Genomic DNA, 24791 nt, shown 5'->3' on the forward strand with positions numbered 1-24791 from the left:
GTACTGAATGCTGGCAGGTATCATCCGGATAAGGCTTCATTCGTCCGGAAAAGGGTAAACTATTGTCCGGATTTAAATTAAAACATGAATTCCGGTATGTTTACAACCGCCAATGATTAATTTTGAATACTGAAATAAATGACTTGAGACTTTGTCCTCAACATTCAAATACCTGTGTCTGAGTAGCTGTATTATTTTTGTACCCATCAGTCTATTGATGGGACAGGAGCCAGGCATTGCCTACCGTTTCCAGCACTACACCAGCCTGGACGGTTTACCACAAAATTCAGTTTTGGCCATACTTCAAGATGATTCCGGTTACTTATGGCTGGGCACAGACGATGGGCTGGCACGATTTGATGGATATCAATTCAAAGCATACAAACATGACCCTGACGATTCCCTGACCATCAGCAACAATGTAATCAGGACACTATTGCAGGATCAGAATGGAATGATTTGGATTGGAACGGAGGGAGGTGGCATGAACGTGTTTCATCCTAAAACCGAAAAATTCTTAAGGTTAAATGCCTTTAACCACAGTATTCCGGTTATTCCTGGAAAAAAAATCTCCAGCACAATTCTGGACTCCAAGGGCAATATATGGATTGGCACCCAGACTGAGGGAGTTTTTAAAATTTCAGGCCTGCAAGGATTATCTGACAAGGGAAATCTGGAAGATTATTCCAGGGAATTGGATATTGACCATTTCCATAGCAATAACTCAGGCCTTGAGGATGACAAAATATGGACAATCTATGAAGATAAACAAGGCAGTATTTGGGTTGGCACCTTTGAAAAAGGCGCTTACAAGATCAATGAATCAGAAATCAAAAAGTTATCGTCCTCCCTATTTCCCCCAAACCAATCTGTAAAGGCATTCTTTGAGCATAAAAACGGGGACTTTTGGATCGGCACGGAGAAAGGGGGGCTTTTTAAACGAGCTGCAGGAAACAGCCAATTCTTACCATTTCAAGCGTATGATGTAGAATCCCTTAGGTTATCAGGTCCTTTGAACATTACCCAGATCAGCAGTGATCTACAGGGCAATATCTGGATAGGTACATTGGGCAATGGGCTGATTCTTTACGAGCAAAACCAAAACAAATGGCAACATTATAAGGATGACCCCACCGATCCATACAGTCTCAATGGCAACTCCGTATATACCATTTTTCAGGATCGGAACCAGAACATCTGGCTGGGCATGTATTCCGGGGAAGGGTTGAATAAAACCAATTCAAAACACCAGCAATTTGACCACATCCGCTTTCATCCTGACAAAGAAAAGGGGCTTTCGGGGAAAATGGTAAAGTCTATCTATGAAGACCCTTCGGGGAATTTATGGGTTGGCTTATTTAATGAAGGACTAAACCTTCTGGCCAAAGGAGCAACAAAATTCGATTATTTCAATTCCTCGCAGGGACAAGGCCTGAAAAATGACAATGTCCAATACATTTATCAAACCAGGGATGAATCCATATGGATTGGGACTGATGGCGGTGGCATATATTTGTTCGACCCGGAAACCCGTTCCTTTACCGTTTTCCCTAATTTGAGCAATGATCCCAAGCGGAATAGAAAAACCGAAATATGGTCTATTGTTGAGGACAATGATGGCCGGTTATGGATTGGTGCTGCCAATGGTGGGGGCTTGAATCAATTTGACAGGTCAACAAAAACTTTTAATAGCATTCCACATGAGCCGGGCAATACCCAAACACCAAGTTTTGATGATATCCGAACGCTATATGTGGACAGCAAGGAAAATTTATGGATAGGCACCTATGGGGGTGGGCTGAATAAAATGGACTTGAAAACCGGAGTATTTACTTATTACAAAAATGAGCCTGACGACCCGGGTAGCATCAGCCATGATATCATCACCTGTTTGATGGAGGATCAGCAAGGTTATTTCTGGATAGGAACTTTCGGAGGTGGACTAAACCGGCTAAACCCCGTAGATGGAAGTTTCAAAATTTACCGGGAAAAAGATGGTTTGCCAAGTGATGTGATCAAAGCCGTGCTTGAAGATGACCGGGGCCAATTGTGGATCAGTACGGTCCGGGGGCTTTCAGTATTCAATAAAAAAACTGAAAAATTCAAAAACTATACCCAGGAAGATGGACTCCAATCCAATGAATTTAATTTAGGGGCAGCTTATAGGGCTTCAGATGGCAAAATGTATTTTGGAGGAACCAATGGGTTGAACATGTTTTATCCAGAAACCATCAAGCCATTACCTGCTCCCAATCGTCCGATGATCACCAAATTAAAGGTGTTGAATCAGGAAGTTTTGCCAGGGAAATTGATTTTGGATCGTGAAATTCTGGAACAAAATATCAGCTACACGGAAGAGGTAGTACTCGATTACCAACACAACAGTTTTGAATTTGAATTCAGTGCATTGGAATATTCTGGGCAGGATAAACTCATGTTTGCCTACCGGCTAAACGGAATTGATGAAGATTGGATTGTGACCGACAGCAAAAGAAGATTTGCCCCATACGCCAATTTGAAACCCGGCGAATACCTGTGGGAACTCAAATCCTATTGGGAAGAAAGTGCTGAACAATCCTCCGTACGTAGGTTAAAACTGATCGTATTGCCCCCCTGGTACCTCAGCCATTGGGCTTATCTCTGCTATGGACTTTTATTGGTTTTGCTAGGCTACCTGTTCAAAAAAATCATCAGTTGGCGGATCAAACTGCAAAATGATTTGAAATATGAAAGGCTGGAAAAACAAAAACAGGAGGAAATAAGTCAGTTGAAAATGCGGTTTTTTACCAATATTTCCCATGAACTCAGAACCCCCTTGATGCTGATAAAAGCACCGCTGGAACGCTTAAAAAAAGATCGGGGGCTACCAGAAGCAGCCAGAAATCAATTGGTCTCCATTCATAACAATGCAGTTAGGCTATTGAAACTAATCAACCAATTGCTGGATTTCAGAAAGCAGGAAACAGGCCATCTGCAGCTTGCTGTAAAGCAGGTGGATATCAAGGCGTTTTTGCAGGACATTTACCAATCCTTTGAAGCCATGGCCAGCCAGAAAAACCTAGACTTTTCGCTTTTTATGGACAGTGATCTTCCCAAAGAGCAATGGATTGATCCTGAGCAGATGGAAAAAGTTTTTTACAATATCATTTATAATGCCTTTAAATTCACTCCGGACGGGGGTAAAATTGTTGTTCGTTTATTGGCCTGTACATTAAAAAGCAAGGAAACCAATGTTCCGGGTTTCCAAATTGAGGTAGAAGACAATGGTCCGGGCATAGAACCGGAATACCAGCCATTGATTTTTGATCGGTTTTACCAGATAAAAGAAGAACATTCTTTCGGGAAAGTGGGAACCGGCATCGGGTTGGCATTGTCCAAGAACCTGGTCAATTTTCACAAGGGAATAATTGAGGTTTACAGCAAACCCCATGTAAAAACAGTCTTTACAGTCAAGCTTAGGTCCGGGTTTGAGCATTATCAAAAACAAGAACTGATCCCCAACAACTCTGCAGCAAAGGCGGCTGCAAACAAAGACCATGAAATGCTTATTTTGGCGAACAGCGATAAGTCCGAAAAAATAAAAAAAGGCAGTGGGGCAGCAAAGCCTGCAAAGCCGGATAAAAAGGTACTTGTAGTAGAAGACAACCCCGAGCTTTTAACCCTTTTAAGTGAAAGTTTGACCGAAAAATTTTCTGTCGTTACGGCCATGAATGGAAAAGAAGGCCTGGAAAGCATCAGCAGGCATCATCCGGATTTGATCTTGTCGGATGTGATGATGCCGGAAATGGATGGCATTGAGTTTTGTGCAAGAATAAAAAATGATGTAAAAAGCAGCCACATCCCGGTTTTATTGTTGACAGCAAAAAGCTCCCATATACATCAACTGGAAGGCTACGAATCCGGAGCAGATGATTACATAACCAAACCTTTCCCCCTGGACCTGCTCCAGGCAAAAATTGAAAACCTGCTGGAAAGCAGAAACAAATTCCAGTTGCAATTCAAGCAAACGCTGGATTTGAGTCCGGAGAAAATACAAATCAGTTCTACCGATGAAAAAATCCTTACCTCAGCAATAACCATTATAGAAAATCACATGGATGATCCACAATTCTCTATCCAAATCCTGGTGAAAGAACTGGGTTTGAGCAGGACGCTTGTATTCGAAAAATTCAGGTCCTTGCTGGACCAAACCCCCAATGAGTTTATCCAAATGATCCGGTTAAAAAGAGCTGCCCAATTGCTCCTGGAGAGTGACCTGAAAATTTCAGAAATCGCCTATATGGTTGGATTTAACCGTCCTAAATATTTCAGTCAATGCTTCCATAAACAATTTTCCAGCAACCCAAAAACTTACAGAGAACGAAACCAAAAATCCGGAAAAGCTTGAATTCATGCCTGCAGACCAATCAATTTAATATTGTAGATTTTTTAATCACATTTATTGATTGATTTTGCATTTAATACCACCAGGCAAACGGGGTATACCCAGCGGCAGGAAGCCCAGCAATCCCGGTGTTCTTCATACCTCTATTTTGTTGTAACAGATGACCCAAAAAACCACAAAGCACAGAGGTTTTTTTTGATATTACCTCGTGTTATTGTGACTCTGCTTTTTCGTTCGTTCCCATTCACCTGATCCCCATTTTATTCCGTCAACCTATGTTGTCCAATGAGTTGCTAATACACAGCCTTATCCCGATTTCTGAGTTTTTTAAAAAGTTATTTTTCGCTGTGACAGTAAAGCCCGGTATCTGAAAAGATTTCAAGACAAGTAACAATTAACAAATTGATATTTTAAGATGTTACTGAAAAAATCCCCCCCTGATCTGGTCAGGGCAGGCAAATCCCTCCGCCGCGGCGGAGGGATTTGCCTATTTACCGAGGACGGATTTAAAACGGATTCATATAAGGTATTATTTGTGAAAAAATTTAAAAAAAAGAAGAACTATATTTTAAATACGCAAAGCGCGCTGGCCCGACAAAAAACCGAGCCTGTCCTGACGGTAGTCAGTGGCCTGTCCTGAAATTTCTCAGGAGGGTGCGGCAGGTCGGTGGGGGGAAGGATTTTTTTGTCTTGATTTCCTGCCTACCGGCAGGTTTGGTACTTTATTGTTCAAGTCTTAAAGCTGGTGTAAATCCCACACCAGCCAATATGCCCGATACCTTTTCAACGGTTATCATTTTGGGTAGTATAATAGTTGGTTTAGTGTTAAAATAAAAGCTATTCTGAGCAATATGGACTGACTATGCCCTCCTAATTACACTTAGCAAAACAGCTATCACTGCAATTACCAATAGGATATGGATAACTCCTCCTGCATCATACACGAAAAACCCAAAAATCCATCCAATAATAACAATCACTGCAATCAAATACAATAAATTTCTCATAATTGACATTTTTATATAATTGAAAATTGATTTTTGATACTAATAAATTTATGAAATTCTAAATACATAGAATCACCAATAATAATTTATATTTTTATTTTAAAACAAAATCTGATTTTTGATAGCAGCAGGTCCTCAATTTTAACCACAACATTCAATAATTTATTAAGTAATATATAATGAATTTCAATTATTATGCCAAATTAAATAAATTAATTACGAATTACTTTCAAATAATCCACACCATCTAGGATTATATCATTTATAAAGATTATTTTAAATGCGATTACAGGGCTTCGGAATAATTTGAAAAAATACAGCTTCTCAACTCATTTTATGATGCACCAATTAAAAGCAAAAAAGGCCATTTTACCTTATCGAGTAAATGGCCTTTTATTTTTTAAAATGAAGAAAGAATTACTTATCCCTCGTTTTGTATTTCATTTTTTAAGTTACTGATTGTTGTTTCTATTTCGCTTTCCAGCTCCTCAAATTCTTTCTTGATTTGCTCCTTTCTGGATGCTGCAGCCTGAGAAAATTCCCTGGATTTAATCTCCAGATTGGCAATACTTTTATCCAGCTTGGTTAAATAGCGGTCAACCGTTTCATTTACAGGTTCACCCAGATTTTCTTTAACCTCCTTTTTAACTTCTTCTGCCTCGGCTTTAAGAGCCGATGTTCCTTCAGAAATTTCTGCTTTGGCTTCAGCGAAAGCTTCTTCGGTTTCTTCTTCTACTTCATTTGACATTTCCTGAAGATCCTTTTCCGTGGACTTCAAGCCATCATTTTCATTCTTGTTTGCCTCACAAGATGTAAACAAAAGAAAACTGACTAAACAAACAGTAGAAAATACAGATGTAAACTTCATAATACTATGTTGGTTTGGTTTTACAATACTCCGGTAAAGGAACCAGCCTATCCTGGATTTCTCCTCTACCAGAACTTGCCTATTTTGAAACAAAACAAATGCCATAAATCGGAACCAAGCTTCAAAATTCCGGAAAATCATCAACTGTATGTTACAAATTGCGCTCCTCTTCTTCGCTACTGCTTTTTGTACTTGCCATCCTATTTCTTATTTTTATGCTTGCTATTCAATAAAAACGGGGATCAGATCTCTTTTGCAAAACTACTTATTTTTAAAAACGAAGAAACTTTCGAAGACCATGGAAAAAAAACTAAAACGCACCATCAATGACAAAATGATCGCCGGAGTTTGTGGTGGTTTGGCCAAATACCTGGGCTGGGATGCTGATAAGCTGAGAATAGTATATGTTTTGGTCTCCATTTTAAGTGCTGCTTTTCCGGGTCTTTTGGTCTATCTGATCCTTTGGTTTATCATGCCGGAAGAAACTGAATTGGGTTAAATGCCCTGATAATTAGTAAATTGAACATTCCTTTGAACATAAGTTGCTTTTTTGCCGTTTTTAGGGAAGGTCAAAATAAGTAAACAAATGAAAAAAAGCATTCAATATTTAGCAGTTCTTTTCCTTTTATTGTTTTCGAATTCCAGTTGCAATGCGTCTGAAAATTCCGACAATAAGGAGGAGGAAAATGTGCTGGAGAATTACCAGGGCAGAACGGAAAAAGCTACATTTGCCGGAGGTTGTTTTTGGTGTGTTGAAGCCCCATATGAGGGAATAGATGGCGTACTTTCCGTTGTTTCAGGTTATGCGGGAGGTAAAGAGAAAAACCCTACCTACTCCCAGGTGTCTTCCGGACAAACCAGTCACAAGGAAGCGGTACAGGTTACTTTCGATCCGGATGTAATCAGTTACAGCGAAATCATAGATATCTTTTGGAAATTGTTTGACCCTACCGATGCAGGAGGCAGTTTTTATGACCGGGGAAGCCAGTATGAATCTGCCATCTTTTTTCATTCGCAGGAACAGAAATCGGTTGCCGAAAACTCCAAAAAAGCCTTGGACCAATCCGGAATATTTGATAAACCGATTGTAACTCCGGTGGTTAAATTTACCAATTTTTATGCAGCTGAAACGTATCATCAGGATTATTATAAAAAACAACCCAAGGAGTACAAGGCTTATCGCACCGGTTCCGGAAGGGATAGATTTATAGCGCAACACTGGGAGGTACCATCTGCAAATAAGTACCAAAGTCCATCAAAGAATGAGTTAAAAGCCCAACTAACCAATCTTCAATACCAGGTTACTATGGAGGAAGCTACGGAACGAGCCTTTGACAATACCTATAATGGCAATAAAGAAGAGGGCCTTTATGTCTGCATTGTTTCGGGTGCCCCGCTTTTCAGCTCAAAGGACAAATATGAATCCGGATCCGGCTGGCCCAGCTTTACCAAACCCATCGATGCCCGCTATCTCGAAAAACCTATTGACAGGAGTCAAGGGATGGTGCGGGTAGAAGTAAGAAGCAAATACGGTGATTCCCATGTGGGTCATGTTTTCAATGATGGTCCTGAGCCTACCGGCTTGAGGTATTGTATGAACTCCGCCGCCATGAAATTCATTCCTTTGTCAGATATGGAAGTAGAAGGTTATGGGGCATTCTTGTATGCCGTTAAGTAATCCCCAAAAAAAAATTAACTTTTAAGCGAAAGGCCGGTTAAATGGTCTTTCGCTTTTTTAATTGATCCATTTATCAATAAAACGAAGAAAATTTTCTTTATAGCCATCACTTACGGAAATATTCATGATTCCCATATTGACCGTACTTTTGCTGATGGATTGTATATAGTCCAGGGAGATGATATAAGAGCGATGTATGCGCATAAAATGGTCTTCGGGAAGCATTTCTTCCATACTTTTCAGCGTGGTAAGTGAAAGCAGTGGCGATGATTTTCCAGAGAGGTGAATCTTAACATAATCTTTATACCCTTCTACCAAAATAATTTCCCTGAGCAGGACTTTGACCAGCTGGTATTCCACTTTGATAAAAATATAGTCCTCAGTTGAGGCTTTAGGCGCTGTGTCTTTTTTCTCAAAAAAGCGCAATGCCTTGTGACTGGCCGTTAAAAATTCCTCATAACTAAAGGGTTTGAGCAAATAGTCCAACGCATCCACCTTGTAGCCTTCTATAGCATATTGATTATACGCAGTAGTAAAAATTATCTTGGGCGATCCCTGATGCTTTCTATTTTCCAAAACCCTGGCCAGCTCCATTCCAGTAAGGTCCGGCATTTGTATATCTAAAAACATCAGGTTTACTTCATGAGAATTGATGTAAGCCAGAGCTTCCAGGGCACTGTCAAATTTACCTTGAAGCGCCAGGAAGCCAGTTTTATCTACAAAATTACAGACCATCTCCAGTGCCAGAGGCTCATCATCAACGACTATACATTTGATTTTCATACCAAATTGATGGTTAGATCCACCCTAAATTCATTTTCCTGATTTTCCTGATCGATCAAAAGCCGGTGTTTTTCTCCATATATCAATGCCAGCCTTCTTCTGGTGTTGCTTAAACCAATGCCACTGCTGAGCTTTTCCTTACTATTGGGATTGGAAGGAAATTTGGCATTATTGGTTTTCAAATGTAATATTTTCCCTTGCAGGGAAATGCTTATCTCTATTTTGCTTTCATTTTTGGCACTGATACCATGCTTGAAACAATTTTCCAGGAAAGGAAGCAATAGCATGGGGGCTATGGGCAGGTTTTCGGTGTTTTCCTGGATATTGATTTCCAAATTTACTTTATCTGATAACCTCAGTCGCATCAACTCAATATAATCCTTGATAAAATCCAGCTCCCTATTCAATAGGGTGAGGTCTTTGTCCGTTTCGTAAAGCACATACCGCATCATGCGGGAAAGTTTCAGCAATGCCTTCTGTGCCCGCTCCACATCGATATTGGTCAAGGCGTAGATATTGTTAAGGGTGTTGAAAAAGAAGTGGGGATTAATCTGTGCCTTGAGGTAGGACAACTCCGAAGAAATTTTTTCCTGCTCCATCTGCCTTCTCAGTTCCACATCCGCCTGCCACTTTTGTACCGCCACCACACTGGTGCTGATCCCAAAACCAAAAAGCAAAAGCAGGATGGTGAACAAATCAAAGTTGAAATTCCTGGGCCTGGGTTCATAGGGAACATTTGGCCTGAAGGCATAATGCATCAACTCCTGAAGGTTGAGCAGGTTTTCAAATTGAATGATCAGAAATAACACCAATAAGGTGCTGGAGATGGCTATCAGTATAAATTGCCAGTTTTTGCCTTTAAACAGCACCTTCGGAACAAACAGGTACATGTTAAGATAAAACAATAGGATCAGGAAAAACAATACAAAGCCTTGTTTGAACCAATATTCAACGGGCAAGTCTACTTTCCAGGACAAGGGGCTGACTACAAAAATCACAATGGCTATGAAAATCCATACCAGTATATGTATGAGAAAAGTAATTCTTTTTGGTTCGTTGGAATGTGTCATAACTAGAATTTTGGACTTGAAAACCGACAAACACGCCACAAATCCACCATAAACATAAAGTAAAGTAAATGAAACTTACTGAAAAATCTACCAATTCCGGGATTTAAGCTACCGATACGATATTTTGATCTACCAAAGAAAAATCAAAATTCTAAAAAGCATTGGTCCGGTGTTTTGCCGCATTTGTCGATAGATGTAAGGCAGCTATCTATTGTATTTTTTAATAAAGAAAGAAAGATTTTCCTTTGTTGCAGTTATACTAACGAAGATCTATACATTTTAACATATCAATAATAATGAAAAGGCTATTTGGATTGCTTCTTGCTACAACCCTTTATCTCACAGCAGGTTCCCTGCATCTCTTTGCCCAGGGAAATGCAGAGAAAAAGGAGTTTAAAATTTCCGGTAAAGTGGTTGATAAGGAAACAGGTGAACCTGTCCCCTATGCAACAGCCTTGTTAAAGAAAGCCGAAAGCGATGCTTCCCTGGCAGGAGGGGTAGCAGATGATAATGGCGAATTCTTTTTCAATGTAAAGGAAGCTGGCAAATACAAGGTAGAATTAAGCTATGTAGGTTATGATGCCCTGGTTCGGGAAGATATCGTCGTTGGCCCCAACACCCCTTCCATTTTCCTGGGTAATATCACCTTAGCTGAGTCCTCTGTGGCACTGGAAGAAGTAACCGTTCAGGGTCAGAGAAGCCTGATCACAGAAAAAGTGGACCGTACCATTTACAATGCCGAAAACGATAAAACCACCATTGGTGGTGATGCAACAGACGTGCTTAGAAGAGTACCTATGCTTACTGTAGATCTGGATGGAAATGTTTCCATGAGAGGAAGCAGCAATATCCTGGTATTGATTGACAACAAACAATCGGCCATAGTAGCCAATAACATTGCGGATGCCTTAAAGCAAATCCCGGCAGAGGAAATCCAATCCGTGGAAGTAATCACCTCTCCCTCAGCCAAATATGATGCTGAAGGAACAGGGGGTGTAATCAACATTGTTACCAAAAAGAATAAATTACAAGGTGCATCCCTGAATATCCGTACCAGTGCAGGCATTAGGGGTTCTAATGTTGGATTAAATGCGGCTTTGAAAAAAGGGAAAATGGGCTTTACCCTTGGTGGTTTCGGTAGGGCAGGTTACAATATCCTGGGTAGCTTTGAAAACGAACAAACCCTTGTTTCACCGGATGGTCCAGCCACCAGAATCCTTCAGGCTGCAGACACCAGAAACAACATGATGTTTGGCCGGTATAATTTTGGTTGGGATTATGAAATCAATACCTACAACTTCATGACCACTTCTGTAAGTTTTGGTTTGAGGAACATGAAAATGAATCAGGATGACCTGACCACAGAAACCTATGTAGAAGATGCGTTAGTCAGTGAATTGCTTAGGGATGTGAATACAAAAAATCTTTCCAACAGCGTTGACGTCAGCTACAACTACACCAAAACCTTTGAAAAGAAAGGCAAAGAGTTTAGCGCTTCGGGATTGTATAGCAGGAATAACATGACCAATGATTTTGTTAATAGCTTATACGACGAATCATTTGAGCAGGTAGTCAGCAGGCTGAAAAATGACAACAACAACCTCAATGAGGAATTTACCATCCAACTGGATTATGTAACGCCGATGGGAGCTGATGATGAGCAGATTCTGGAATATGGTGCCAAAAATATTCTGAGAAAAGCGGTAAGTGACTTTGCCTATTTCAGGGCAGAGGGACCGGATGGGGAGTTCGAAGAACTGGATGACATCACCCTTTCCAATCAATTCAATTACGATCAAAACGTAACCGCCGGCTATCTCTCCTATACCCTTGGCTTTCTGGAGAATTACACCCTCAAAGCAGGTATGCGGTATGAATATACCAATATAGCCGCCGACTTCAAGACCTCAGACCTTCCGGCTGATATTCCTTCCTATGGTACTTTTGTTCCCAATATGAATTTTGGCCGGAAACTTGCCAATGGCAATATGCTGAAAGCAGCGTACAACAGAAGGATACAGCGGCCTTCACTGAATTTCCTTAATCCCAACATTGAAGCTGCAAATCCTCAGCAAATCACCCAGGGAAATCCCCTGCTTGACCCTGAGTTGACTGACAATTATGAAGTATCTTACAGTACCTTTATCAAAGGCACATCGCTGAACTTTACTTCTTACTTAAGGAACACCACAGGCTCAATCCAGCCGGTAAGAACCATTCAGGATGATGATGTGATCTTTACAACCTATGAAAATATCGGCAATGAAAGGGCCTATGGCCTGAGTGTTTTCTCCAATATCAATATATCTGGAAAATTCTCTTTGAACGGTTCTATTGACAGCTATTTTGCCCAGTTGGACAATGGTTTGGACGATCCGTTATATGCAGCACAAAACGAGGGATTTGTCCTGAGTGGAAGGTTATTTGGTAACTACTCCCTACCCAATGACTGGCAGATCCAAGCCTTTAGTTTCTACAGGGGTCGTAGGGTGCAACTTCAGGGTTCTTCCGGCGGATTTGGCATCTATAGTTTGAGCATCAACAAGCAATTTGCAGAACAAAGAGGCAGCATTGGCTTTGGTGCGGAGAACTTTTTCCACACAGAATTTAAAATCAGAAACGAGTTGATCACCCCTACCATCATGCAGCAAAGTGTTACCGGCATGCGTAACATGAACTTTAAAATCAATTTTTCCTACAGGATAGGCAAGTTGAGTGTTGATGGTGGACAAAGAAGGAAGAAAAGAGGCGTGACCAATGAAGACCTTAAAGAAGGTGATGGCGGAGGAGCTGGTGGAGCCATGATGAATGGTGGCCCCAATTAAGCCCGACATTAAAGACTGTTAATTCTCTCGATTAACTGTAGCCCGGTTGAATGTTTGTAAGGAACATCAACCGGGTTTTTTTATTCCTCAAATACTGCGACCGCAATTTTTGAGTCAGCCGTACCATAATACAAGAACCATTTGCCATTATAGGGCACCATCCCTTCTATGAAACAAACCAAATTGACCTGCCCTTCTATTTCGTAAGGCTTTTCTGGAGTCATAAAATAATTTTCTGAACGATCTATTAACCTCGAGGGATCATCTGCAGAAAACAAGGCTTGCCCGGCAGAATAGGTTCCAGGATCCAGATCAGGGTCCAATTCCTGTCCCTCATCCAGGTTCATGCCATTATACAGCAGCACGATCCCTTGCTCGCGCAGGAGCGCATAAGGCCCTGACTCCACCAGTCGGCTGTCAAAATACCCGGGCCGGGGTTGCATCACTGATTTAAGCTCCCCGTTTTCCGTAAGGGGTTCCCAATGAATCAAATCGGCTGATTGGGCCAAAAATAAATCCGTATCACCAAAGTACATCCAGTATTTGCCCTTGATTTTTTTGGCAATGATTTTATCACCCTGCCTTTCGGCAACAATGGCTCCAGCTTTAGACCAGGTATCCTTAAAATCGCCCGTCAATACCCGTCCATACTTATCCCAATCTTGGAGATCCCTGGATATGGCCAACATGAGCCTTGCCACCTCCCCATCATAGCTGGTATAGGTCATGATATACCTGCCGTCCTCGCTTTCTACAATTCTGGGGTCCTCCACACCTCCATCCCATTCCAGGGCTTTCAGGCTATCATTTTCCGGATAAAAAACGGGCTCCGGCAATTTATCAAAATGAAGACCGTCCTCACTAAGGGCCAGGCCCAGCCTGGAAGTACCATTGTTACTGCCAATAACATCCTCGGCCCGGTAAAGCAGGTTGATTTTACCGTCTTTAACCAATGCCGCAGGGTTAAACACATCTTTTTCCTCCCATTTGACAGGTGCATCCAAAATAGGGCAGACAAAGGTCAAATCTCCCGGAAGCAACACAGGATTGACCTCATCCATTTTCACAAAAGGCACCATTTCCCAGGCTTCATGGGCTGAGGATTTTACTTCCTGGACACTTTCGTTAACTTTTCCCTGGCCACATGACCAGAAAAAGAGCAGCAACAGGCTTATTGCCCAGTTACCTTTTAAAATGATGGCTAGGTTTTTCATGTTATATCTGTTTATAATTTGATTTTAAAAGGCCATAAATTGCCCCCGGATTGAAGGTTACCGACTCTCGGAGGAGTTCTCCTCCTGCCGGCCGGTGTTTGATAATCATCCCACTGTTAACTTTATGACCCTTTCTTCAGGGGCGATTTTATGGTTTGTTTAACACCTTGATTTCCACCCTCCTGTTTTTTGCCCTACCCCTGGCAGTTCGGTTGGAAGCGATAGGACGCGTTCCCCCCCAGCCGTTGACCCTGATCTGCTCCACATCAACTCCATTTTCCACCAAAATATCCCTGACCTTTTGGGCACGATCTAGGGAGAGCCGCTCATTTAATCTGGAACTACCATAATTATCGGTATGCCCATCTACTGAAATTACTGTTTTTGGATGATCCATGAGGTAAGCAGCCAGCTCCTCCAATTGAACCAATCCGCTACTGTCAGCCAAAACCACAGTACTTCTTTGAAATAAAAGCTTGTCCAATATCATGGAAGCCCCGGTTTCGAGCTCTTCGAAAGAGGTTTGCATTTCAGAAACAGGTCTCTCTGGAAAGCTTGCTTCATTATTGTCCATTTCTGCTGTATCATTGGGTTCCGGGTCTGCTTCTATTGGGGCAGAAACATCCGGCGTATCTTCAGCACCTGATATAAAACTACCCAATAACAGGATATTGCCATACCCATCACTGGTCTGTATATTGGTATAAAAAGCCCTGTCATTTGATTGATCCGGGTAATAGTACAGGTCAAAACCTTCCATGTCCGGAAGATTCACGGGGCTCGGGCTGCTCCATTGATTCCACTCCTCCCCCATTCTTTTACTAAAATAAACCTCCATGCCCTTAACCCCCTCAGAAGCATTGGTAGAAAAATATAAAGTACGGGTATCCGCAGAGAGGAAAGGACTCAACTCCTGAAGGGAGGAATTGATGTCCGAACCCAGATTAAGGGGCCTGGACCACCCGTTTTCCTTCCGGAAAGAAATATAAATATCCTCATTGCCATAAGTCCCGAATGAATCCATCGACATGACCATCATTTTCCCATCAGCATGGAGCCGGGCGCTGAATTGATCCCCATTGATTTTAAAACCAGGTATCTGCACGGCTTCTCCTCTTTCCCAGGCAGCTCCGGAACGGTAGTAGCTGTAAATAACCTGCTGGTTTTGGAAATTCTGATGGTAAACAAGCATGGTATCCGGATGAGCAAAACCAATCAACAGGTCATAATAAGGCGTGGATAGTTGGCCCAGGTGTTCAGGAGCTTCAAAGCCGTCCCTTTCCCCTGCTGAAAACCAAATATCCCCGGGGTCATTGTTCCCATTGTTATTTTGAGGGTGAAAGGCCATGGTAAAATAGAGCCTGCCCTCCGGGCCCAAAATGGGTTGATGTTCATCATAATTGAGGGAAAAAATCTGATTGACCGGTTTTGCATCCTGAGCCAGCAAAGGAGAATGAAACCAATATGCGAGTACCAGGCAGACACATGTTTTGGTGATAATGGTTATTCTCCTTTCCATAAACAGGCTTTTATTGGCCCAGAACAATGGCAAATACCAAAGGCGCCACAATTGTGGCATCAGATTCGATAATAAATTTTGGTGTTTCCAAACCCAATTTCCCCCAGGTGATTTTTTCATTCGGCACTGCTCCGGAATAGGATCCATAGGAGGTGGTACTGTCTGAAATCTGACAAAAGTATCCCCACAAAGGTATGCCATCTCGCTGCAGGTCCTGGTGAAGCATGGGTACCACGCAAATCGGAAAATCACCGGCAATGCCGCCTCCGATCTGAAAAAAGCCAACCTTGCTTTCTTCTTTGGCATTTTCAGTATACCAATCGGCCAGATATATCATGTACTGTATGCCTCCTTTTACCGTATGCACATCACTGATATCCCCTGATATGCAATGGCCGGCATACATATTGCCCAGTGTAGAATCTTCCCATCCCGGGACAATGATGGGTATGTTCTTCTTTGCTGCTTCCATTAACCAGCTGTTTTTTGGATCTATTTGGTAATCCTTCTCCAATTTACCTGAGAGCAATATTTTGTAGAAAAACTCATGCGGAAAAAACTGTTCCCCAGCTTGATCGGCTTTTTGCCATTCCTGCAAAATGACATCCTCTATTCTCCTCATGGCCTCCATTTCCGGAATACAGGTATCCGTAACCCGATTCATGTGCCGGTTTAGCAAATCCTGTTCCTCAGCCGGGGATAACTCCCGGTAATGAGGGATTCTTTCATAAAAATCGTGGGCCACCAGATTAAATACATCCTCCTCCAGGTTGGCACCTGTACAGGTGATGATCTGGACTTTATCCTGCCGTATCATTTCTGCAAGAGAAATACCCAATTCTGCTGTGGACATGGCTCCTGCAAGGGTCACCATCATTTTTCCATTATTGTCCAAATGGCTTTTATAGGCTTCAGCTGCATCTATCAAGGCAGCTGCGTTAAAATGTCTGTAATGGTGCTTTAGAAAGTTGGTGATTTCCATTTTGATTGGTTAAATTTTAAATATTTACGGGTGTAGATAATTCTTGAGTACGTCTATAACAGACTCAATATAGCATACCAATTGCCCAATTTCAAACTAAAAAACAAAAAAAGCCCGGTATTTCCGGGCCTTGATTGCTGAATATGAGATCATAATCCCCTTACTCTTCCTCAGAAGGTTCCTCATTTTCTGAGGCAGGTGCGGCTTCTTCCTTATTTTTATAATCATCGTTGATTCCTTTCACAACAGAATCCGTGATATCCAGTGTTTTATTGGCATACCATACGCCACCACCTCTGGTGTAGGAAAGGATCATTTCCAGGTCATTCTCTGCGGCATAATCGTTGAGGTATTCCTGAATCATGTCATAAACATCATTGTACAATTTGGTTTCGTCCGCAGACAATTCCTGCATGATATTTTCCCTGTAAGCCACCAGGTTCCTTTCTTTGGTCACCAGTTCCTCTTCCTTAGCCCTGGCCTGATTCATGGTCATGGTGGAAGCAGAATTTTGAAAATTCTGGACTTCTTGCTCAAATCCCCTGGCCCTGTTTGTAAGCTCTCCTTCGTACTTTTTGCCCTTTTCAGCGATTTCAGCAGATTTTTCCTTAAAATATTCAAAATTATTGATGACACTGTCAGTAACGATATAAGCCACTTTCAGATCAGCAATATTCACCTCATCTGCAATATTGGTAACTTCTCCTTCCGGAGCAGGAGAGTTGCATGCCCCACTGAGCAATCCAAATACTGCCAATGCGCTGATAATTGTAGTTAAATTTTTCACTTCTTATTGTTTTAAAATTATTCGGGGCAAATATAAGCATTCTTATGCTTTTACAAATTTTACCGCGTCAATAAATCCCTTAAATCTTGGGTATCTTCAATTATGCATTGAAATGAAAGAATTTAAAGATTTCAGTTTCCATAGTAATGGTAAGACCCTTCCCTGAACAAAAAGAGCGAAAGTAATTGGTGGTTACTACCACCATCAACCTTAGTACTGGAGAGAGCGATTGCACTTCTTAAATCTACCCATAACCCCATAAGATTTGCCGGCATTACAAATGCCTGGTATTCGTGAATAAATGGATAAAAGGGATGTAGTTTTAGACTACACCCAGAAAAGTTGGTTAGGGTTAAGGAGGCAACTTAATTGGCTGGGGGTTAAAGCAGGCTTTTTGGCAATTTGGTAAAATTTAATTGCCTTAAAATTGCCTTAAATATAAATTTTCCTCATCCCGATATCTGCGTTTTTAAAATGTCAGTTCTACCGATAACGTTTTTTTGCGAAACCCCATCGAATTAAGGTTACCAAAAAAACAGAATAAATTTCTTCTCTTACCTTTTATTTACCTGAAACCCTATTCATTCATCTCCTAGCTTCTGCGCTATTTTCATCCTGTAGATGACTGCCTTTCCAAATAATGAGATCCCTGCATTGAAAACAATAAGGGAACAAGTTCCCCAAATAAACCATTCCAGGAAAGGGGCATTGTCCCATTTTCTGAGCAGTGCCTCCCCAAAAAGGCTAAGACCTGATCCCAACAATAACAAACCACCCACCGCAAAAATCAACCATTTCTTTTTCAGATTATTCATTTCTCCACAAATTTTAATCAAGTGTTTTAAAAGAAAATTTCCTGAGCCAGCCTGAAAGTATTGGCATGGGCTTCTATGATATCGTTTATTTTTTTTGCGTAACCACCCCCCATACAACACATGATGGGAATCTGATGCAGCCTTGCAGCTTCCAATACTACCCTGTCTCTTTCCCTGCAACCCCGAATACTCAAGCCCAATCTTCCCAGTTTATCCGTTTCCAGAACATCTACCCCTGATTGAAAAATGATAAAATCAGGTTCAATTGTATCCAATAATTCCGGTAGGTAACGATTCAATAGTTTCAGGTAGCTGCTGTCTCCTGTTTTATCTTCCAGGGGAACATCCAGGTCAGATTTTTCCTTATGCAGGGGATAATTGTGCGCACCGTGCATGCTGAAAGTAAATACCTGTGGATTATCCTCAAAAATTTTGGCAGTTCCGTTTCCCTGGTGCACGTCCAGGTCCACCACCAGCACCTTTTTTAATCCCTTTTCCTTGATCAGGTATGCTGCCGTAATGGCAATATCGTTCAGCAGGCAAAAACCCTCTCCCTTATCATTATAGGCATGATGGGTGCCACCTGCGATGTTCATTCCAATACCAGAATCCAAAGCGTATGTAGCAGCCATCATGGACCCTTGCATGATATGGATTTCCCTTTCTACCAGGGCCTTACTTAAAGGAAATCCGGTACGCCTGATTTCTGATGGACTTAAATTCAGGGATTTGAGTTTATGAAGATAACTTTCATCATGTATTTCCAGGATCCATTTTTCTTCAGCAGTTTCGGGTTTAAAAAAATTTTCATCGCTGAGCGTGCCCTCGTAAAGCAGTTGTTCGGGAAGAAGTTCATATTTTTCCATAGGAAAACGATGCCCTTCAGGCAAAGGATGCGCATAAATTTGAGACCAGGCGACTTTCAACATAGGTTCAAAACCTGATGATGCGGGAATTGTTGGTTTTTATTGAAAAAATCTCAGATTCAATATTCATCCTCTTCTTCTTCCTCTGATTCAAAAGTGTAAAAAGTATCATCCAATTTCAGGGTATCGTTGTTAAAAGAAGTCACAAATTTGTCAAGGATTTTGTCGTCTATGGATTCTATATTGAGGGCAGCATCCAGACCAATACCAAAATCATGGTGGGTATCCAAATCCACAAATTCCTGGACTTTCACGGTTCCCTCATCTTCCATTTCCATGATCAGTTCCGTGATGAACAATCCCACTTCTTCCTCATCGTTTTTTAAGGGTTTGAGGTTGCCATTTTCATCTTCTTCGTAGGATATACCATGGTAATCCGGAAACTTTTTTGCGGCTTCATGTTCTGCCAACTCGTACAATTCACTCTGATAGTGTAATCGGAGGGTATATAGGGCAGCATCGTAAACCACTTGTTTGCCGTCATATTTGCCAATAAAGTAAAAATTGACAAACTCATCTGAATTGTCCTCGCTGGGGACAATTTTAAAAGATTTACCGGTTTCCTCTAATTCTTTTCTTAAGTTGGCTACGGTTTCAGGGGAAAAACCTTCATTTTGATATTTCATTTGACAATAAGCTGTATTTGGTGAAACGTAAAGAGCTGTTTTCGTGTACAAATAAATGAAAAATTAATATTATACATATTAACTTTCTTATAATTTACAATCTTTTACCTTTTAAAAAAATGTTTTCTCCTAAAAAAAACAATGAATGGCTTAAAAATATGCTTTCAAAACCGGAAGGACAACATTTGGATTACAAACAAAGCATAAGCAACCAAAGAAAAATTGCCAAAACACTTTTGGCTTTTGCCAATGCGGACGGGGGGACAATTATGGTTGGCATCTCCGACAAGAAAAACATCATCGGCATAGACCCTGAAGAGGAGATTTTTATGATCAATGAGGCCATTAGAAAATATTGCCACCCTACATTCTCCGTTACTTTTGAAGTTTTTGAATTACAGCTTCAAAACCAGCTTGACCCCTTAATATTGGAGGAAAAGCATGTGCTTGCTGTAGCCGTTCCCAAAAGCATGGGCGGACCTCATGCTTTCCAGGTGAAGGACGAGCCCCCTGTATATTATCTTAGAATCAAGGACAGGTCTTTACCGGTAGACCTGGCAGACCTATCCTGATTTTTTATTTCCTGAATCCGCTGCCCAATGAAATGCCCAAAATGGAATTTACAAGAGAAAGCACCAGGCTAAAAAGCAAGGCCCACCAGAAATTATCCACCGTAAATCCGTTAACTATGCTTGCCGCTAACATGACCAATAAGGCATTGATTACCAATAGGAACAATCCCAGGGTAACAATGGTAATGGGTATGGTCAAAAAAATCAATATGGGTTTAATGGTAATATTTAACAAAGCCAGCAAGGCAGCGATAATCACTCCTGTGATCCAATCATCTACTACGATACCAGGCAGAAGATAAGCAGTAAAAATAACCACCAGACCAGCAACTGCAAGTTGGAGGAGAATGGAGAAGATGTCTTTTGATTGGCTCATTTTTGCTAAATGTATACCCTGAATAATTTGCTGGTTAAAAATAACCATTAAAAATGTAAAAAAAAACCCGGTTATTATCACCGGGCTTTTGATATAATTTTAACTCCAGGTCCTGTCCCAGGAGCGGATTTCGTTCCAGTCATCGGTTGGTGCAAAAAACTGTTCACCCTCTTTCAATCGCTTCTTTACTTCATCTTCATTCAATTCCAAACCAATTCCCGGAGATTCCGGCACCTGCACATATCCATCTTTTACCAGAGGCCCATCTGCTCCAACTACCAGATCCTCCCACCAAGGATTATCCACAGAATGGTGTTCCAGTCCTATGAAGTTATAGGTGGCTGCCGCAGCATGTACGGTCCCCATAAAAGTAATGGGGGAGGCCGCATGGTGCAGGGCCATTCCAATACCGTACTCCTCAGCATAATCACCGATTTTCTTGGTCTGTAAGTAGCCTCCGGCACTTCCCGGATCAGGGTGCACCAGATCCACTGCCCTGTTTTCGATCAGGTCCTTAAAATTCTTTTTGTGATAGGTATCTTCCCCTGTCAGCGTAGGCGTGGTGATGGCCTCGGTAATCCGCTTCCAATGCTCCGTATTCTGCCAGGGAACCAGGTCTTCCAACCAGGCGATATTATAAGGTTCAAAAGCCTCAGCGAGTTTGATCATCTCATTGTAACCCATATGTCCAAAATGATCGATAGCCAAAGGAATTTCAAAACCCACTTTAGCCCTTGCCTTTGCAGCATATTCGACCATTCTTTCAAGGCCCTTTGGGGTTATCTGCACATGGGTAAACTGATGGGGCGTCTGGGTGTAGCTCATCACATCCTGGTCTGACCAACCCCTCATGGGGCCCCAGGGAGACTTGTTGGTCAGGGTATCTTTTTCGTCCTTGATCAAGCCAATGCCAATATCCATTTTCAGCATGGTAAAACCCATATCCACCCTTTCCTTCATCTTATTGGCAAACTCGTCCGGGTCTTGTACTGTGGGGGTATCCACATAGATCCGGACCTTATCCCGGAATTTACCTCCCATCAGCTGGTATAGCGGGACACCATAGGCTTTTCCTGCCAGGTCCCAAAGGGCCATTTCAATACCGGATACGCCGCCGCCCTGCCTGCCATGCCAGCCAAACTGCTCAATTCTCTTAAAAATCCGCTCCACATTGCAGGGATTCTCTCCTAAAATCCTGCTTTTCAACATCAGGGCATAGCGTTTGTCGGCCCCGTCCCTTACATCTCCCAAGCCATGTATTCCCTGATTGGTATATATTTTCAACAAGGGTACATTGCCATACTGGGCAATCCGCATATCTGTGATTTTCAAATCGGAAGGATTGGAAAGGCGGTTTACTTTTGATGTGGTATGGGCAAGGGTGTCTTCCAGGGGCATCATCATCATTCCCCCAAGGCTCAAGCCACCTAAGGCTGCTTTTTTAAAAAAAGACCTGCGGTCATTTTCAGGTTCATCAATAAAGGACCTGGCGACCTCATTTTTTGGTTCACCTTGCTGCTTCAGGTCAAAATGGCTTTGCTGCAGATGCTGGATGTTTTTTTTCATGTGTTAAATAGGTTTATTGAGGTATTGAAAAAGATAATTGATGTAAAGCTTACAATATGATTAAAATTTGTAGTAAATGGAAATTTTCACATACAAAAACACCGGTAAATGGAAAGAAGAGGCTGTTTTCAAATCCCCCGAAAAAACGGCAAATCAACTTAAATGAAGGGCAGGTAAAAAATAAAAACCTAAAGGGTTAGTATATAAAAATAAAAATCCCGGGAAAAGGCTTTTTAGGTATCAAGCCAGTCTCCCGGGATCTTTGCAGGTATATTGTATGGTGAAATTAAACCAGACAATAATCTTAGGTAGATAAAATCCCTGCTATTCTCAGGTCTTCATCATCCACTTGTTTGTCATCTACTATGGCCCGTTTGATAGGTGTAAAAACAATTTTATTGTTGATAATCCCCACCATCACATCATATTTGCCATGCAACAGGCCTTCCACCGCAGAAACACCCAGCTTACTGGCCAGAATACGGTCAAATGAAGAGGGTGCACCACCACGCTGTAGGTGCCCCAGGATGGTTACCTTGATATCATAGGTCGGGAGTATTTTTTTGACTTTCTCGGAAATTTCCTGAGCTCCCCCACTTTTGCCACCTTCTGCCACGATGACCACATTACTTTCTTTTTTTGCCTTCTCCCTGAACTTAAGCCTGTCAATCAGCTTTTCGACGGGAAATTTTTTCTCCGGTATCAAAATGGCTGCAGCAGCACTGCCGATTCCGGCATTGATGGCTATAAATCCGGCATCTCTACCCATGACTTCCACAAAAAACAAGCGATCGTGGGAGGTGGCCGTATCCCGGATTTTATCAATGGCTTCTATCGCCGTATTGCAAGCCGTGTCAAAACCAATGGTCAGGTCCGTCCCGAAAAGGTCATTGTCAATAGTACCGGGTAATCCCACGGCCGGAATGCCAAATTCTTTATAAAACAAGTGGGCTCCTGTAAGTGATCCATCTCCTCCAATAACCACCAGGGCATCTATCCCATGGCTTTTCAAATTGTCGTATGCTTTCTGCCTGCCTTCAATTGTTTTGAATTCTTCACTCCTGGCGGATTTTAAAAAGGTCCCCCCTCTTTCCAAAACATGCGCAATGGATTTGTTCTCGAGCTTTCGGATATCGTTATTGATCATCCCTTCATAGCCACGATAAATCCCATAAACCTCCAACTTGTAATAAAACCCTGCCCGCACTACTGCCCTGATGGCAGCATTCATCCCGGGAGCATCTCCTCCGGAAGTAAGCACCCCAATTTTTTTTATATGAATAGGTTGATCTGTCATGTTTGTATGTGAATATTCCCTCTTACAAATTTTTGAACATTAACTCCGCTGCGGCCAGGTTGGTAGCCAGTGGCACATTGTGTACATCACAGATTCGCATCAGCATCTGTACATCCGGTTCATGCGGGTGTTTTCCAAGTGGATCCCTGAAAAAAATCACCATGTCCAACTCTTTTTGAGCAACCATGGCCCCTATCTGTGCATCCCCCCCTATGGGCCCGGACAATAGTTTTTCTACTTCAAATCCTGATTTTTCTATGTGCATTCCCGTAGTACCAGTAGCCACAAGGGTAATTCCCTCTAAAGCTTCCTTGGAACGGCTGAGAAAATGTACCATATCGGCCTTTTTCCCATCATGGGCAATCAATGCTATTTTCATCCGTATAAATTTTAAATCGGTAAAGGTGTAAAGTTACTAAAAAACAATTCGGTATTGGACAGAGCCACATGATCAAATTGAATTACCCATCAAAATCCGGCAACAATTCAAGCTCCGCCCCTCTCCAAAAAATAAACAAGCAGCTGTTCCCACTCGTCCTCCAGGCTAATATTGGGTTTGCTTTTGGCTGCCCTGCTGTACCAATAGGAAGCATTGGACTGGTCTCCTTCTTTGCGGTGCAGGTAGGCATGAAGCCAGGCAGCATCTTCCCCTCCCAAAGTATCTATCAGGCCATGGGCCTGATCCCATTTTCCTTTCTTATCCAACCATAAGGATTGTAAATAAACAGATAAGCCTTTCGGCACCTGCTCCTGCTGCAAGCTTTGGATAAAATCTGAATGGTTCATGTCTGTTGGTTAAGTAAGCAAAACCAAAATAAATACATAATGGTGAAGCCGGCAAATATTAAAGCTAAATTTCAAAAGAAAGTTTGGGAGCCCGATCGCGAAGCAAATAATCTGCCTTAATAATCTATCTCTATCTGATCCAGAACCACAATATAACAAGCAACTCTATTGACTGCCGCAAATGTGAAAGGGCTTTCTTGATGTGGTTTTCGACGGTAAAAACAGATATACCAAGCTTGCCGGCAATTTCCCTGTTGGACAAGGATTTGAATCTGCTCATCTCAAAAACATGCCTGCATTTTTGCGGAAGGCCCTGTATTATGGTCAATATCTTCCTTCTCGTTTCCTCAGCTTCCAGGTACTCCTCCGTATTGTGTGTGACACATACCTGCCTGAGGTATTCCAATTGTGCTGTGTTATACTTACTTCTCCTAAACTCCTTTGCCATCTGCTTTCGGGCGGCCCCAAAAAGGTAAGGTTCGAGCTCCTTCACCTTGCAATGAGCGGCATTTTTCCATAAGCCAAAAAAAATATTCTGTACCAGGTCCTCCGCTGTAGCTTTGTCCTGCATGACCTTGTAGACGAATACAAACAAGGCATCAAAATGCCTTTCGTAAATGGCTTCAAAGGCTTTTGGATCTGCCTTATCTTTCAATTGTGCCAGTAGTTCCTGGTCATTATGGGTTTTGTTGCAGGTCAATGGTATTGTT

At 41.9% G+C, this 24791-nt stretch carries 23 protein-coding genes; 6 read left to right on the forward strand and 17 right to left on the reverse strand.

The window, feature by feature from the left end; all coding sequences use genetic code 11:
• The first annotated feature begins 151 nt into the window (after positions 1-151).
• Positions 152-4387: a hybrid sensor histidine kinase/response regulator transcription factor gene (locus G9Q97_RS05180; RefSeq protein ID WP_246255433.1), complete on the forward strand. Its 4236-nt coding sequence runs from the start codon at positions 152-154 to the stop codon at positions 4385-4387.
• 412 nt (positions 4388-4799) lie between these two features.
• A complete protein-coding gene (locus tag G9Q97_RS05185) occupies positions 4800-5024 on the forward strand; it encodes a hypothetical protein (RefSeq protein WP_166143834.1) in 225 nt (74 codons plus the stop codon).
• Positions 5025-5244: 220 nt separating this feature from the next.
• On the opposite strand, the gene G9Q97_RS05190 is transcribed toward G9Q97_RS05185, so the two are convergent.
• Positions 5245-5391 carry a lmo0937 family membrane protein gene (locus G9Q97_RS05190; RefSeq protein ID WP_166143836.1) on the reverse strand — a complete coding sequence of 49 codons (147 nt, stop codon included), beginning with the start codon at positions 5389-5391 and terminating at the stop codon, positions 5245-5247.
• Positions 5392-5812: 421 nt separating this feature from the next.
• Entirely contained in the window at positions 5813-6259 is a 447-nt protein-coding gene (locus tag G9Q97_RS05195) for a hypothetical protein (protein ID WP_166143838.1), read from the reverse strand.
• Positions 6260-6557: 298 nt separating this feature from the next.
• Between G9Q97_RS05195 and G9Q97_RS05200 the strand changes: the two genes are divergently transcribed.
• Together G9Q97_RS05200 and msrA are read left to right on the forward strand one after the other, a co-directional pair.
• A complete protein-coding gene (locus tag G9Q97_RS05200; RefSeq protein ID WP_166143839.1) occupies positions 6558-6758 on the forward strand; it encodes a PspC domain-containing protein in 201 nt (66 codons plus the stop codon).
• Positions 6759-6845: 87 nt separating this feature from the next.
• Entirely contained in the window at positions 6846-7937 is a 1092-nt protein-coding gene (gene msrA, locus G9Q97_RS05205; RefSeq protein ID WP_166143841.1) for a peptide-methionine (S)-S-oxide reductase MsrA, read from the forward strand.
• A 57-nt stretch (positions 7938-7994) separates the two neighbouring features.
• On the opposite strand, the gene G9Q97_RS05210 is transcribed toward msrA, so the two are convergent.
• Positions 7995-8720, reverse strand: coding sequence for a LytR/AlgR family response regulator transcription factor (locus G9Q97_RS05210; RefSeq protein ID WP_166143843.1), 726 nt, complete (start codon positions 8718-8720; stop codon positions 7995-7997).
• Positions 8717-9790 (reverse strand): sensor histidine kinase, encoded by a 1074-nt coding sequence (locus G9Q97_RS05215; protein WP_166143845.1) that lies wholly within the window; start codon positions 9788-9790, stop codon positions 8717-8719. Before G9Q97_RS05215 ends, G9Q97_RS05210 begins: the two co-directional genes overlap by 4 nt.
• Before the next feature lie 296 nt (positions 9791-10086).
• Between G9Q97_RS05215 and G9Q97_RS05220 the strand changes: the two genes are divergently transcribed.
• The gene (locus tag G9Q97_RS05220; RefSeq protein WP_166143847.1) at positions 10087-12615 is read left to right on the forward strand and encodes a TonB-dependent receptor domain-containing protein; all 2529 of its coding nucleotides are present in this window, start codon (positions 10087-10089) and stop codon (positions 12613-12615) included.
• 80 nt (positions 12616-12695) lie between these two features.
• Here the strand turns inward: G9Q97_RS05220 and G9Q97_RS05225 are convergent, their stop codons facing one another.
• The 7 genes from G9Q97_RS05225 to G9Q97_RS05255 all read right to left on the reverse strand — a co-directional run bounded on the left by G9Q97_RS05225 (position 12696) and on the right by G9Q97_RS05255 (position 19484).
• The gene (locus G9Q97_RS05225) at positions 12696-13829 is read right to left on the reverse strand and encodes a glycoside hydrolase family 130 protein (protein WP_166143849.1); all 1134 of its coding nucleotides are present in this window, start codon (positions 13827-13829) and stop codon (positions 12696-12698) included.
• 148 nt (positions 13830-13977) lie between these two features.
• The gene (locus G9Q97_RS05230; RefSeq protein WP_166143850.1) at positions 13978-15348 is read right to left on the reverse strand and encodes an OmpA family protein; all 1371 of its coding nucleotides are present in this window, start codon (positions 15346-15348) and stop codon (positions 13978-13980) included.
• A gap of 10 nt (positions 15349-15358) precedes the next feature.
• On the reverse strand, positions 15359-16330 hold the full coding sequence (locus tag G9Q97_RS05235) for a deoxyhypusine synthase family protein (RefSeq protein WP_166143852.1): 972 nt from the start codon (positions 16328-16330) through the stop codon (positions 15359-15361).
• 160 nt (positions 16331-16490) lie between these two features.
• Positions 16491-17117 (reverse strand): OmpH family outer membrane protein, encoded by a 627-nt coding sequence (locus G9Q97_RS05240; RefSeq protein ID WP_166143854.1) that lies wholly within the window; start codon positions 17115-17117, stop codon positions 16491-16493.
• Positions 17118-17698: 581 nt separating this feature from the next.
• Positions 17699-17932, reverse strand: coding sequence for a hypothetical protein (locus tag G9Q97_RS05245; protein WP_166143856.1), 234 nt, complete (start codon positions 17930-17932; stop codon positions 17699-17701).
• A 26-nt stretch (positions 17933-17958) separates the two neighbouring features.
• Positions 17959-18861 carry a histone deacetylase family protein gene (locus G9Q97_RS05250; protein ID WP_166143857.1) on the reverse strand — a complete coding sequence of 301 codons (903 nt, stop codon included), beginning with the start codon at positions 18859-18861 and terminating at the stop codon, positions 17959-17961.
• 56 nt (positions 18862-18917) lie between these two features.
• Positions 18918-19484, reverse strand: coding sequence for a hypothetical protein (locus G9Q97_RS05255; RefSeq protein ID WP_166143859.1), 567 nt, complete (start codon positions 19482-19484; stop codon positions 18918-18920).
• A gap of 158 nt (positions 19485-19642) precedes the next feature.
• Here G9Q97_RS05255 and G9Q97_RS05260 point away from each other — a divergent pair, with 158 nt between their 5' ends.
• Complete coding sequence (locus G9Q97_RS05260; RefSeq protein ID WP_246255435.1) at positions 19643-20056, forward strand: AlbA family DNA-binding domain-containing protein; 414 nt, start codon at positions 19643-19645, stop codon at positions 20054-20056.
• A 4-nt stretch (positions 20057-20060) separates the two neighbouring features.
• On the opposite strand, the gene G9Q97_RS05265 is transcribed toward G9Q97_RS05260, so the two are convergent.
• The 6 genes from G9Q97_RS05265 to G9Q97_RS05290 form a co-directional block, all read right to left on the reverse strand.
• Entirely contained in the window at positions 20061-20432 is a 372-nt protein-coding gene (locus G9Q97_RS05265; RefSeq protein WP_166143862.1) for a phage holin family protein, read from the reverse strand.
• Positions 20433-20531: 99 nt separating this feature from the next.
• A complete protein-coding gene (locus G9Q97_RS05270; protein ID WP_166143863.1) occupies positions 20532-21998 on the reverse strand; it encodes a mandelate racemase/muconate lactonizing enzyme family protein in 1467 nt (488 codons plus the stop codon).
• A 304-nt stretch (positions 21999-22302) separates the two neighbouring features.
• A complete protein-coding gene (pfkA, locus tag G9Q97_RS05275) occupies positions 22303-23295 on the reverse strand; it encodes a 6-phosphofructokinase (protein ID WP_166143865.1) in 993 nt (330 codons plus the stop codon).
• Positions 23296-23317: 22 nt separating this feature from the next.
• A complete protein-coding gene (locus G9Q97_RS05280) occupies positions 23318-23674 on the reverse strand; it encodes a methylglyoxal synthase (protein ID WP_166143867.1) in 357 nt (118 codons plus the stop codon).
• Positions 23675-23781: 107 nt separating this feature from the next.
• A complete protein-coding gene (locus G9Q97_RS05285) occupies positions 23782-24081 on the reverse strand; it encodes a hypothetical protein (RefSeq protein ID WP_166143868.1) in 300 nt (99 codons plus the stop codon).
• A gap of 130 nt (positions 24082-24211) precedes the next feature.
• On the reverse strand, positions 24212-24781 hold the full coding sequence (locus tag G9Q97_RS05290; protein ID WP_166143870.1) for an RNA polymerase sigma factor: 570 nt from the start codon (positions 24779-24781) through the stop codon (positions 24212-24214).
• Positions 24782-24791: the final 10 nt, after the last annotated feature.

The sequence above is a fragment of the Cyclobacterium plantarum genome, from assembly GCF_011290685.1.
In the GTDB taxonomy this organism is placed as follows: Bacteria; Bacteroidota; Bacteroidia; order Cytophagales; family Cyclobacteriaceae; genus Cyclobacterium; species Cyclobacterium plantarum.